Raw genomic sequence first — 13,257 nt, forward strand, 5'->3', positions numbered from 1 at the left:
CGATGCCTAGTACGCCGTCTCTCGCAATTAAAAACGTCAGCAGCAGAGTCTGTTCAGGACCTTCTCACTTGTATTTCTTATTCACTTTGATCGGTGATTCTTGATCATCATACTTTCCAACGATGCCTTCCAGTTTGAGGCGCTCAAGCAGCGCACGGTCGAAAGGTGTATTGGGGATGCGAGGTTTATCGTGCCCAACCTCAGTGAGCTTTGGATAGTCTCCACTCAATGCCTGCAAGACTATAAAAAGCTGGTCACTGCTGATCGACCCTATGTGACAACTGAGTAGTTTTACAACATACTGCGATGCAACGCCTTTCTCCGCCATCCGCTGCACAATATTTGATGGAATTTCGTGCTCATTTTGAGCAGCATATCGAGCTAGTTCCTCAAGCCCTTTCGGCCCGGCCACTTCAGCATACTCTACCGACTGTTCGACAACCGTGACTTTGACTGCCGAGCTAATTTCACTGCTGCTGAGAAGAAATTCCAAATCACCCTTCACTAGCTCTGGCGTCATATAACTCAAGAAATCCTTCGATTCGCGGATGAATCCCTTGCGTGTCGGCCAATCAGTCGCTGCCAGATGTTCGTAGGACTTTGCTTCGTCCGCAATGATGTCGTGCTTCAGCAGTAATGCAAAAAGATCACCTTTCTCAACCTTAACATTCTCGACATCGAGGTGTTTATTTAGCTTCAAACTCGCCACCAGCCCCGCACGTAGCGCTGCGGATGGAAGATAAATAGTCGCCGCCAAAATAGCAATTGCCAAGTCAGGCTTTAACTCCTCATCAGCGACACCGGTCTCTGAAATTTTTCCGGCAGCGGATAGTAGCCTCCCTAGTGGAGCATCCACCGACTCAAGAGCCACGAAGTAGCGGCTTACGTTGTTGAAAGTTGCTGGAACTCGCTTGTGTTTGAGCAATGCCGGCCATACCCCTTCAGGCGCCTCAGCGATGTCTGCAAGCTCACAAGCTGGAGACGCGCGTTCAACAACATCATCGAGACAGGATGATGCTTGCTCGAGCACATCCTCTATTACAGCAATAAAGTTTTCGCTTGCATCGATCGTCGCAGAAGCATTCTCGACGGCATCCAAGTACGTTTGCAAATGGCTAAGCACATAAGCGTAAACCGTCTTATTGGCTGCACGAATGACGTCGAGCGCCACCGTTACTTTATTATCAATGACAATAGAGAGATTCTTGTGCGTAATCTTGTACAAGTTGCGCGATACGAATGACGGCCGAACATATCGACCAAGCACCTCCAAACTAGGCAGAATGACACTTGCATCTGCAAAGAGCGCGCCGATAGGTTCTGCCAGGGTCGATGTAGTCGCATCAGACGTAAGTACAGAGAACTCAGCGTAGTGCGCCGCCAGGTATTCAGACACCGCGACATCGGTTCGTCGCTTCGACTCTGGAAGATGCGCAAGGGCAACGTCTAACAATTCTATTCTCGAAGATTCATCTAACTCAGCTTGGCTCACAAGATAGATGAGAACTTGCGTGGAAGCTCCCGTAAATCGCTCCAAGAATCTCCGGCGCTGCTCCCCTGCAGTCAGATACGCCTGCAGAAACCTTTTCTGACTCAGCCCGAGGCCGACCAAGGAGCGAGTCATTATATCGGCCGCATTAACATCAGTCACTAAAAGACGGTCAAGAATGGCAATATTGTATAGCGCTGGTTCCTTTAACCCATTTTTGCCTCGTTCACGAACAACGGCATCCACGTCATCCGGAGCAAGTTCAAAATATTCATCCATCAAGTCTCTTTCAACGTGATGAATGATGAAATTTGTCGCAGCCGGACTCACACGATTGCCATGGAACGTGGACGTATACAGTGTAAAATTACGATTGAGGTATCCGGCACGGACAAGCTGACAAGCCAAACCCAAAGTCAAGAGCGCCTCTGCGATTGACTCCAAAGACTGCTTTTCCTCCTTATACACCACAAGGAACTCCGGTCGCTTTACGAGATCATCGAGATCGGCACTCCGCAGGAATCTGATATTTTCAGTTCGCTCATCAATCTGCTCATTCAGCGCTTTACGATCAGCTTCATCCCATCTCTCGGCGTCCAACGTATCGTCAAGAGCTGCTGCAAGGTTCTTCCGACTGAACGTCAAAGAGACCCGACCGTAGTTAGTAGCAGCGTTCCACTTCAACACAGCCTCATCTTCCTTTGCCTTAGCAAAGTCTGCCCAGAAGCTTGCTCCTTTAAGGTCCTCCGTTGACCGGCTAGCCCGGTCGAAAGAGAACGTTGCGTTATGCGTCGAGTAGCCTACTGCCTCTGCCGTTCGCTGCACGTGTGCAATCAAGCGTTCACCTAAAATTGCACTTCGTGTAGTCTCTCTATCGATCAGTGTAGCTCGCTGACGAAGCACGCGCAGCTCGCTCTCGATTCGTTTGATGTTTTCGGCCACAAGCGCACGACTGACCTTGTAAAGTATATCTAATTTACTCGTGCCGAGCCGGATGGTTTCGAAGTCTGTTAGGTGCGTGCTCTTGTAGAGCATCATCGCGAATAGCTCAGTCTCACTGAGATTGAGCTGCTTCCCGTCACCAGAGAATATTCGATCCCGAAAAACAACAAACTCATTACAAACATTCTTCAAGAGTCGCATATCTGGCACATATTGCGCAGACAAATCTAGCAACTCTGGCTCTACCTTGTGGTCGATCTTGCCAAGCAACTGAACTGCTATATTACGAGCACTCCGATGCGTGACAAAAGGAACCACCGGAATAATCAGATCAAAAAATTTTGTGCGATTAGCACGCATACTCTCGGATTGTGCCGGGTCATTGACTTTGAACACACTCGACTCAAACTTTCGCCCCTCTAACCTTAGACCCATATTATCGAAAATACTGTCTTTTATAGCATATATAAAACGAATAGGCTTATTGATCTGCGGCGAGGCATTAAGCAACGTATTCAGTGCACGAAGTGTTTCAAAAATATGAGAATCATCGAACCTGTCAATATCCTCGAAGATCACGACATCCCGGCCTGAAACCTCAAAAAAGTAGACAATTTCATCAAGATATTGATCGAAATACGATACGGAATTGTCATCAAGAGTGACAGTTGCCGAGCCCGCCGAAAGCTGTTTGATATGAAGCCGCCCATGATACAACCAGCGAGCCAGCAGCAAAACTATCGCCGCAACGCCGGCTGCCATAAAATGAGTCCAGACGCCTATATCACTCTGAGCAGTTAACGCAGTGGCGATCTCTACGGTCCATCCTGTTAACAAGAAAATAATAGCTATAACGCCCCCTAGCAGCAACGCACTTACCGTCTCATGTTTCAAACGAAAGCGTTCGATCCGTCGAAAACGAGAGGCCGGCATCCTATTAGGATCTTCCCTGTATAGTAATTGCTTGACGATTTCCTGCTGGATGCGGTTGGTCGGTGTCGTCGCTTGAATAGGTACCGAATCATCAATCTTGGATTCTTCGATCGGCGCGAGCGTCGACAACGAAAGTTCAACAATACGCCCCTTCTGGCGTCTCGCGACCTCCCCTAATATACTGCTCTTGCCGACACCATAGTTCCCAGATAATGCTATGTTCCGTATATGGCTTTTTCCAAGAGCAGCCTCTATAGTCTCAACATATCCCTCATGCTCAGATTCAAGATACTCGGGAGTCAAAGCATCAAGCTTCCAAGATTTTTTATAAACAGAGCCAAACAATTCTTCGCCAGAAAACTCTCTATTCCCATACAACCTAAAAAAACCAACATTAAGCGGTTTTTTCAAAACACTCAAAAACCCCTGCAGCTTAAACACAAAAAAACATCCGCCGCCTTTTAAAAATCGCATCTGGCTCACCGCCTTTTATTAACAGCACCCCTGCATGCTTACGGGACGCAGCCACGCCATTAGAAAAAGCAATTTAATAATTGTTACCAGACTTCGTCTCATTGAGCAAGAAAGCAAGCAAAAAGCCCGCTCGATGGCGGGCTTTTTAACGCATAACGACAGTGAGCCTTGAACCTTTAGAAAATCACTCCCACTCGATCGTCGCCGGCGGCTTGCTGCTGACATCGTAGGTCACGCGGGAGACGCCGCTGATCTCGTTGATGATGCGGTTAGAGACCTTTTCGAGCAACTCGTACGGCAGGTGAGCCCAGCGGGCGGTCATGAAGTCGATGGTTTCCACGGCGCGCAGGGCGATGACCCACTCGTAGCGGCGGCCGTCGCCGACCACGCCGACCGATTTCACCGGCAGGAAGACGGCAAAGGCCTGGCTGGTCTTGTGGTACCAGTCGGCGTTGTGCAGCTCTTCGATGAAGATGGCGTCGGCTTCGCGCAGGATGTCGGCGTACTCTTTTTTGACCTCGCCGAGAATACGCACGCCCAGGCCCGGCCCCGGGAAGGGGTGGCGGTAGACCATGTCGTAGGGCAGGCCGAGTTCGAGGCCGAGCTTGCGCACTTCGTCCTTGAACAGTTCGCGCAGCGGTTCGACCAGCTTGAGCTTCATGGTCTCGGGCAGGCCGCCGACGTTGTGGTGCGACTTGATCACGTGGGCCTTGCCGGTCTTGCTGGCGGCGGATTCGATCACGTCCGGGTAGATGGTGCCCTGGGCGAGGAAGTCGACACCGTCGATCTTGGCCGCTTCGCGGTCGAAGACGTCGATGAAGGTGTTACCGATGATCTTGCGCTTGGCTTCGGGGTCGTTTTCACCGCCGAGCTTGGTCAGGAACTCGTCTTCAGCGTCGACCCGGATCACCTTGACCCCCATGTGCTGGGAGAAGGTCTCCATCACCTGGTCGCCTTCGTTCTTGCGCAGCAGGCCGTTGTCGACGAACACGCAGGTGAGCTGCTCGCCGATCGCCTTGTGCAGGAGTGCGGCGACCACGGAGGAGTCCACCCCGCCGGAGAGGCCGAGCAGCACGTGGCGGTCGCCGACCTGGGCGCGGACGCGCTCGGTCAGATCTTCGATGATCTGCGCCGGGGTCCACAGCCGCTCGGCCTGGCAGATCTCGAGCACGAAGCGTTCGAGGATGCGCTGGCCCTGCAGGGTGTGGGTCACTTCCGGGTGGAACTGTACGCCGTAGAGGCGCTTCTCGGCCCAGCTCATGGCAGCGATCGGGCAGCTCGGGGTCGAGGCGGTCACGGTGAACTCGGCCGGGGCGCGGGCGACCTTGTCGCCGTGGCTCATCCAGACGTCGAGCAGCGCGCCGCCGTCGTGGCCGACGTGATCCTTGATGCCGCCGAGCAGGTCGTCTTCGCTGGAGACGTTGATCTGGGCGTAGCCGAACTCACGCTTGTCGGAGCCTTCGGTGGCGCCGCCGAGCTGTTCCGCCATGGTCTGCATGCCGTAGCAGATGCCGAACACCGGCAGGCCCAGCTCGAACACGCACTCGGGGGCACGCGGCGAGCCCAGCTCGGAGACCGACTCCGGCCCGCCGGAGAGGATGATGCCGTTGGGGTTGTATTCGCGGATCTCTTCTTCGGTGATATCGAAGGCGCGGATCTCCGAGTAGACCCCGATCTCGCGCACGCGGCGGGCGATCAGCTGGGTGTACTGGGAGCCGAAGTCGAGAATCAGGATCTTGTGCGAATGGATATCGGTCATCGAATGAGCCCTGGGTGTGAGTCTTAAACGAGCAGCGGCGCTGTTAGGCGCCGCTGACAAAGCCGGGAGTGGCTGGAAACTGTGTCGCTGGCCGAGCCCCTGCAGGAGGCACTCGGCCATGACGGGAAACCTTTCGAGCGATGCACAGGAGGTTTCCCGAATCACCAACGATCAGGCGCCCCGGTAGTTCGGCGCTTCCTTGGTGATCTGCACGTCGTGCACATGGGACTCGACCACGCCGGCGCCGGTGATCTTGACGAACTCCGGCAGCGTGCGCATCTCGTCGATGTTGTGGCAGCCGGTGTAGCCCATGGAGGCGCGCAGGCCGCCCATCATCTGGTGCACGATAGCGCTCATCTGGCCCTTGTAGGGCACGCGGCCTTCGATCCCTTCCGGCACCAGCTTCTCGACGCCTTCGTCCTTGCTCTGGAAGTAGCGATCGGAAGAGCCCTGGCTCTGGGACATGGCGCCCATCGAGCCCATGCCGCGGTAGGCCTTGTAGGTACGGCCCTGGAACAGCTCGACCTCGCCCGGGGACTCTTCGGTGCCGGCGAGCATGCTGCCGAGCATCACGGTGCTGGCGCCGGCGACGATAGCCTTGGCGATATCACCGGAGTAGCGCACGCCACCGTCGGCGATCAGCGGGATGTCGTAGGGAGCGAGCGCCTCGGCGACGTTGGCCACCGCGGTGATCTGCAGTACGCCGACACCGGTGACGACGCGGGTGGTGCAGATGGAGCCGGGGCCGATGCCCACCTTGACCGCATCCGCGCCGGCTTCGGCCAACGCCACGGCGGCTTCACCGGTGGCGATGTTGCCGCCGATCACCTGCAGCTCCGGGTAGTGCTCCTTGACCCAGCGCACGCGGTCGATCACGCCCTTGGAGTGGCCGTGGGCGGTGTCGACCACCAGCGCGTCGACGCCGGCTTCGACCAGCGCCGCGACCCGCTCCGGGGTCTCCGGGCCGGTGCCCACGGCGGCACCCACCAGCAGGCGGCCGTCGGCGTCCTTGGCGGCGTTGGGGTAGGTGCGCGCTTTTTCGATGTCGCGCACGGTGACCAAGCCGCGCAGGTGGAAGTCCTTGTCGACGACCAGGATCTTCTCGATGCGGTTTTCCTGCAGCTTCGACTTGATGGTGTCGAGATCGGTGCCTTCGAGCACGGTGACCAGCTTGTCGCGCGGGGTCATGATCGCTTCGACGGTGTCGCTGTGGTCCGGCTGGAAGCGCATATCACGCCCGGTGACGATGCCCACCAGGGTCTCGCCCTCGACCACCGGGAAGCCCGAGTAGCCGTACTCGTCGGCCATCGAGAGCAGGTCCTGAAGCTTGGCGTTCGGACCCACGGTGACCGGGTCCTTGACGATGACGCTTTCGTGCTTCTTGACCTTGCGCACTTCCGACGCCTGCTGGGCGATGGTCATGTTCTTGTGGATGATGCCGATGCCACCTTCCTGGGCCATGGCGATGGCCAGGCGCGCTTCGGTGACGGTGTCCATGGCGGAAGAGAGCAGCGGGATGTTGAGGGTCAGCTTGCGGGTCAGGCGGGATCTGAGGTCGACGTCTCTGGGCAGGACATCCGAGTAGCGGGGTACGAGTAATACGTCATCGAACGTAAGAGCTTCTTGCGCCATACGTAGCATAGTCGGAAACCCAATTTGGCAGGTGGTGGGGGCCGGTGGCAACGCCCGTCCGGCGCCGGGTCTGGGGACTGACGACTCGGCGGGTGCTGCGAAAAGTTAATCGCGCATTATAGTCATTTGGTCGATGAGCCTCAATGCCCGGTCGCCCTGACATTCCTCTCGCCGGGAGATCGGCGTATGGTGCCAACGCTGGCTCATGGTCACCCCGCGCCACCTCGGGAGGACATCCCTCATGGCGAGTTTACTGTCTCCATCGATGCTCGACTCGACGCTCACCCTGGCCGACTATCTCGGCGTCGCCGCCACCGCTTTCCTCGCCTCGCTCATTGGCGGTATCAGCGGCTACGGCACCGGGCTGCTGCTACCGCCCATCCTGATACCCATGATCGGGCCGGAAGCGGTGGTACCGGTGGTCAGTCTCTCGGCGCTGATCACCAACGCCAGCCGCGTCGCCGCCTTTCGTCACCAGTTCGACCGTAACCGGGCGCTGTGGGTGGTGACCTTCGCCCTGCCCTTCTGCTTGTTCGGCGCCTACGGCTATACCCGCCTCTCCGGGCCCATGATCAGCGTGGTGCTGGGGCTATTTCTGATAGCGGTCGTGCCGCTGCGGCCACTGCTGGTACGACGCCACGGCCACTTGGGCAAGCCGGGGCTGGCGCTGGGCGCCGGCGGCTACGGGCTGCTGATGGGCGGCACCTCGGGCTCCGGCGTGGTGCTGATCTCGCTGCTGCTCTCGGCGGGGTTGAGCGGCGCCAGCGTGATCGCTACCGACGCCGGTATCTCCTTCGTGCTGGGCATCGCCAAGGTGTCGCTGTTCCAGGCTGCCGGTGCGCTACCGCCCGCGCTATGGCTGATGGCGCTGCTGATCGGCGCCTGCGCCGTTCCCGGTACGTTTCTCGCCAAGCGACTGTCGCGGCGGCTCTCGCTGCGCTCGCACTCGCTGATACTGGATAGCGTGGTCGTGCTCGGCGGAATTCTGCTGGTGATCGAGGGTGGCAGCGCCCTGCTGTAACGCCTCGCTGCCGCCCGTGGCGGCCTTCATGTTACGCTGCCGGGCCATCCCCGAGCGCTGGAAACCCGCATGCCCGCCCCGACGCCCCAGGCCCTCTCCGTCAGCGATCTCAACCGCCAGGCCCGCCAGATGCTGGAGCGCGGCTTCGGCGACTGCTGGGTCGAGGGCGAGATCTCGGGGCTGGCGCGCCCCGCTTCCGGCCATCTCTATTTCACCCTCAAGGATGCCCGGGCGCAGCTGCGCTGTGCCTTCTTCCGCAACCGCGCCAGCCTCTCCCGCGTGGCGCTGAAGGATGGCGATCGCATCAAGGTGCGCGGGCGGGTGTCGATCTTCGAGCCGCGCGGCGACTATCAGTTGATCGTCGATGCGGTGCAGGCGAGCGGCGAAGGCGAGCTGATGGCGGCCTATGAGCGGCTCAAGCGTCAGCTGGAGGCCGAGGGCGTGTTCGCCAATGCGCGTGCCCTGCCCTACCCGCCGCGCCATCTGGCGCTGATCACCTCGCCAAGCGGCGCGGCGATCCGCGATGTGCTGGCGGTGCTCGCGGCGCGCTGGCCGCTGACCCGGGTGAGCCTGTTCCCGACGCCGGTGCAGGGGCGCGAGGCGCCGCCGGCGCTGATCCGTGCACTCGCACTGGTCAACCGCCAGGCGCGGCGGGACGCCGAGACGCCGGTCGCGGAGCGGACGCCGGGCGCCCCCGAGCCGTTCGATGCCGTGCTGATCACCCGCGGCGGCGGCAGCCTGGAGGATCTATGGGCGTTCAATGACGAGCATCTGGCACGGGCGATCTTTCATTCGCGCCTGCCAGTGCTGGCCGCCATCGGCCACGAGGTGGACTTCACCCTGGCCGAGTTCGCCGCCGACCTGCGCGCGCCGACCCCCTCGGCGGCAGCGGAGCGGCTGGTGCCGGACCGCCGCGAGCTGAGCGCAGGGCTGGCCCAGCAGCGCGCCCGGCTGGTGCGCGCCTGGCAGCGGCGTGCGGATGCCGAGTCGCAGCGTCTGGACCATCTGCGCGCGCGGCTGCGCCACCCCGGCGAGCGGCTGGCTCAGCAGCGTCAGCATCTGGACGGGCTGGAGCGGCGCCTGCGGCTGGCGATGCGCCAGCGCCTGCAGCAGGAGCGCCAGCGCTACGACGCCACCCAGCGCCGCTTTACCCTGCTCGACCCCAGCCGCACCCTGGGCCAGGCCCGTGAGCGGGTCGAGCATCTGCAGGCCCGCCTCGAAGCTGCCCAGCAGATGCGGCTGCGCCAGGAGCGCCAGCGGCTCGAAGGGGTCGCGCGGGAGCTCAACGCGGTCAGCCCGCTGGCGGTGTTGGGGCGCGGCTACGCCATCCTGCAGGATGACAGCGGCCAGGTGATCCGCGCCGCCAGCCAGACCCAGCCAGGCCAGACGCTCACCGCCCGCCTCGGCGAAGGGCGTCTGAAGCTGGAAGTGAAGCGGCGCCTGAAGCGCTGAAGGGCCGCCTCTTCAGCGGCTCCCGCCTCGCCCCCAACCCACACTCACGCTGACGTGTCAGACACGCGCCGGGCGCTGCGCCGGATCACCCGGCTGCACGAGATGGATACGCGTACCCCCTTCCCCCGCGCCGAGCCCCGGCTTGAGCCGCTGCTCGCCGTCGTAGTGGCCGCCGTTCTGGCGCCGGTAGGCAATCGGCGCATCGCTGAACAGCCCCGCCAGACGCCGCTCGAGGTCCAACGCGACCTGCTGCCAGCCGGCTTCGTCCAGGCGGTCGCTCGAATAGACCGGAAACGGCGGCATGACCGTCAGACCGGGATAGAACAGCGTGCCGTGGTGAATCGGCCACAGAATCTCCTCCAGGCTGCCGTTGACCCCGCGCTCGCTGTAGTGCGGTGCGCGCCCGCCGATCGGTACCATCAGCATGGCGCGGCGCCCGGCCAGCATGCCCTCACCGTAGCGGTCACCCCAGCGCTCGCCACCATGCTCACCCACGCCATAGGCAAAGCCGAAGGCGAAGACCCGGTCGACCCAGCCCTTGAGGATCGCCGGCATGCCGAACCACCACAGCGGAAAACTGAACAGCACCGCATCGGCCCACAGCAGCTTCTGCTGCTCGGCGGCGATATCGGTCGTCTGCGTATCGCTGGCGTAGGCGTGGCGGGACTCGGCGATATAGCGCAGCCGCTCGGCATCGAACGTCTCGGTGAAATCCTCGCGGTCGGCGAGTGTCTTCCAGCGCATGGCGTAGAGGTCGGAGACCTGCACCTCGTGCCCCTGCGCTTCGAGAGTGGCAACCGCCAGGTCTTTAAGCGCGCTGGTCAGTGACTGCGGTTCGGGGTGGGCGTGGATGATCAGAATATGGGACATGGTCAATACCTTATGAGTGGCGCCCCGCTAGCGAGGGGTTCGACCACGATCTTGCCGCCGGCTCTGGTATCTTTGAAATCGGATATTTTATGACCAGGTATAAACCGAATGGATATCGAGCGACTGGATCTCAATCTGCTGGTGACCCTGGATACCCTGCTGGCGGAGCGTAACGTCAGCCGCGCCGCCCAGCGCCTGCATCTCAGCCAGCCGGCGATCTCCACCCGCCTGACCCGGCTGCGTGAACTGCTGGGCGACCCGCTGCTGCTGCCCGCCCCGCGCGGCATGATCCCGACCCAGCGCGCGCTGGAGCTGCAGGCGCCGCTGCACGCCGCGCTCGAGAGCGTGCGCCAGGTGGTGGCCAGCACCAGCCCCTTCGACCCTGCCACCGCCCGCGCCACGGTGACCCTCGCCGCCAGCGACTACGTGCAGTACGCGGTGCTGCTGCCGCTGGCCCTGGCGCTGAGCCAAGAGGCCCCTGGGCTGACGATCGCCTGGCGCACGCTGGACCATACCGCGCTGGCGGCGCAGATGGCCCGCGGCGAGGTCGACCTGGCGCTGACGATGCCAGAGATGGCCCCGGAGACCCTGCGCATGCGCAGGCTCTACCACGAGCACTACGTGGCCATCGCCCGCGCCGGGCACCCCGAGGTGAGCGGTCCGCTCGATCTCGACACCTTCTGCGCGCTAGAGCACGTCATCGTCTCGCCCCAGGGTGGTGGCTTCCGCGGGCCGGTGGACGACACCCTGGCGGCGATCGGCCGGCAGCGCCGTGTGGCGCTCTCGGCGCCGGGGTTTCTGGTCGTTCCGGAGATCGTGGCGCGCAGCGAGCTGCTCGCCCTGGTGCCCTCGCGGGTTACAGTCGGGCGAGCCGAACAACTGCAGCGGCTGGCGCCACCGCTGATCGTGCCCGGCTTCGACATGGCCCTGCTGTGGCATGAGCGCACCACCACCCACCCGCTACAGCGCTGGCTGCGTCAGCGCCTCGCGGATCTGGTTCAGGCTGCCTCGGGGCAGCCGGCTGGGCCGGAAAGCGGTGTTTAGCGTGAGAGGGTCGTAGAACGAGAGGCGTAGAGCAGGAGGCGTAAAGAGAGATATGGCGTGAAGCATCAAGAGACGCCGGCGGCCAACACCGCCGGCGCCGGATGCGCTCAGCTCGTGGTGTCAGGCATCGCGGTGGGCTTGAAGGCGCCGGGGTCGAGTTCGTGGCGGGCCAGCAGCTTGTAGAAGTCGGTGCGGTTGCGCCCGGCGATACGCGCCGCCTGGGTGACATTGCCCTCGGTGATCTTGAGCACCTTGATCAGATAGCTGCGTTCGAACCCGGCACGCGCTTCGCTGAACGAGGGCAGCGCGTTCTCCTCCGCCGCCAGCGCCTGGGAGACCAGCGCTTCGGGGATCATCGGCGTGCTGGTCAGCGCCACGCACTGCTCGACCACGTTGACCAGCTGGCGCACGTTGCCGGGCCAGGCACTGGAGGCGAGCAGGTTGAGCGCCTCCGGCGAGAAGCCCTTGACGAACGATTTATGCCGGGCGGCGACCTGGGCCACCATGTGCTTGGCCAGCAACGGGATGTCCTCGGCGCGCTCCTTGAGCGGCGGCAGCTTGAGATTGACCACGTTGAGGCGGTAGTAGAGATCCTCGCGGAAGTCGCCTTCGTGCATGGCGCGGTCGAGATCGCGGTGGGTCGCCGAGATGATGCGCACGTCGATCGGCACCGACTTGGTGCTGCCCAGCGGGCGGATCTGGCGCTCCTGCAGCGCCCGCAGCAGCTTGACCTGCAGGGTCAGCGGCATGTCGCCGATCTCGTCGAGGAACAGGGTGCCGCCGTCGGCGGCCAGGAACAGCCCCTCGTGCTGGCTGACCGCACCGGTGAAGGCGCCGCGGGCATGGCCGAACAGCTCACTCTCGAGCAGCTGCTCCGGCAGCGCGCCGCAGTTGATCGCCACGAACGGCTTGTCGGCGCGCGGGCTGGCCTGGTGCATGGCATTGGCCAGCAACTCTTTGCCGGTCCCGCTGGGGCCGGTCACCAGCACGCTGACATCGGAGGCGGCGACCATGTAGGCCTGCTCCAGAATGCGCTCCATCTGCGGGCTGCGGGTGATGATCTGGGAGCGCCACATCTCGCCGCCCTCGCCACGCGTGGTCGGCGTCTGCGCCAGCGCTTCGTCGATGGCGGCGAACAGCTCGTCACGGTCGACCGGCTTGGTCAGGAAGCTGAACACCCCCTGCTGGGTGGCGCTGACCGCATCGGGGATCGAGCCATGGGCGGTGAGGATGATCACTGGCATGCCCGGCACGCGGCGCTGCAGTTCATGGAACAGCGCCAGCCCATCCATCTCGTCCATGCGCAGATCGGAGAGCACCAGATCCGGGGTGTCGTCGGCCAGGTGGCTGAGCGCGGCGCGGCCGCTCTCGGCGGTGGTGACTCGAAAGCCACGGCTCTCCAGGCGCATGCCCAACAGCTTGAGCAGGCTGGGGTCGTCGTCGACCAGCAGGATGTGCGCGGTGCTGGTAGACCGCCCCGGCTGCATCGCGGGCGTGCGCGTCGGGCGGCGCTTGGTGACGTCGGTTTGCAAAGACATGAATGGACTCCTCCTGCCATCGCGCGGCCTGTCATCAGGACAGACCGGTCACGTTCGGTGTGACGGGACCGCGCGGGGTCTGAGCCGCCGCGCGAGCCGATGG

8 protein-coding genes are annotated in these 13,257 nt (G+C 61.7%); 3 read left to right on the forward strand and 5 right to left on the reverse strand.

Annotated features, from left to right (window positions below):
* Positions 1-64: 64 nt before the first annotated feature.
* The 3 genes from ABV408_RS15225 to guaB all read right to left on the reverse strand — a co-directional run bounded on the left by ABV408_RS15225 (position 65) and on the right by guaB (position 7,238).
* Positions 65-3,838, reverse strand: coding sequence for a DNA-binding protein (locus ABV408_RS15225; protein WP_353979747.1), 3,774 nt, complete (start codon positions 3,836-3,838; stop codon positions 65-67).
* A gap of 184 nt (positions 3,839-4,022) precedes the next feature.
* Positions 4,023-5,597, reverse strand: coding sequence for a glutamine-hydrolyzing GMP synthase (gene guaA / locus ABV408_RS15230; RefSeq protein WP_353979748.1), 1,575 nt, complete (start codon positions 5,595-5,597; stop codon positions 4,023-4,025).
* A 171-nt stretch (positions 5,598-5,768) separates the two neighbouring features.
* Positions 5,769-7,238 carry an IMP dehydrogenase gene (guaB, locus tag ABV408_RS15235; RefSeq protein ID WP_035477352.1) on the reverse strand — a complete coding sequence of 490 codons (1,470 nt, stop codon included), beginning with the start codon at positions 7,236-7,238 and terminating at the stop codon, positions 5,769-5,771.
* Between the two features lie 232 nt (positions 7,239-7,470).
* Between guaB and ABV408_RS15240 the strand changes: the two genes are divergently transcribed.
* Together ABV408_RS15240 and xseA are read left to right on the forward strand one after the other, a co-directional pair.
* The gene (locus ABV408_RS15240; protein WP_353979749.1) at positions 7,471-8,250 is read left to right on the forward strand and encodes a sulfite exporter TauE/SafE family protein; all 780 of its coding nucleotides are present in this window, start codon (positions 7,471-7,473) and stop codon (positions 8,248-8,250) included.
* Between the two features lie 69 nt (positions 8,251-8,319).
* Positions 8,320-9,702, forward strand: a complete 1,383-nt coding sequence (gene xseA, locus ABV408_RS15245) for an exodeoxyribonuclease VII large subunit (protein WP_353979750.1) — start codon at positions 8,320-8,322, stop codon at positions 9,700-9,702.
* 57 nt (positions 9,703-9,759) lie between these two features.
* Here the strand turns inward: xseA and ABV408_RS15250 are convergent, their stop codons facing one another.
* Complete coding sequence (locus ABV408_RS15250; RefSeq protein WP_353979751.1) at positions 9,760-10,572, reverse strand: NAD(P)H-dependent oxidoreductase; 813 nt, start codon at positions 10,570-10,572, stop codon at positions 9,760-9,762.
* 108 nt (positions 10,573-10,680) lie between these two features.
* Here ABV408_RS15250 and ABV408_RS15255 point away from each other — a divergent pair, with 108 nt between their 5' ends.
* Positions 10,681-11,616, forward strand: a complete 936-nt coding sequence (locus ABV408_RS15255) for a LysR family transcriptional regulator (RefSeq protein ID WP_353979752.1) — start codon at positions 10,681-10,683, stop codon at positions 11,614-11,616.
* Positions 11,617-11,723: 107 nt separating this feature from the next.
* On the opposite strand, the gene glrR is transcribed toward ABV408_RS15255, so the two are convergent.
* Positions 11,724-13,103, reverse strand: coding sequence for a two-component system response regulator GlrR (gene glrR / locus ABV408_RS15260; RefSeq protein ID WP_353982246.1), 1,380 nt, complete (start codon positions 13,101-13,103; stop codon positions 11,724-11,726).
* Between the last annotated feature and the right edge of the window lie 154 nt (positions 13,104-13,257).

Source organism: Salinicola endophyticus (genome assembly GCF_040536835.1).
Taxonomy (GTDB): Bacteria; Pseudomonadota; Gammaproteobacteria; order Pseudomonadales; family Halomonadaceae; genus Salinicola; species Salinicola endophyticus_A.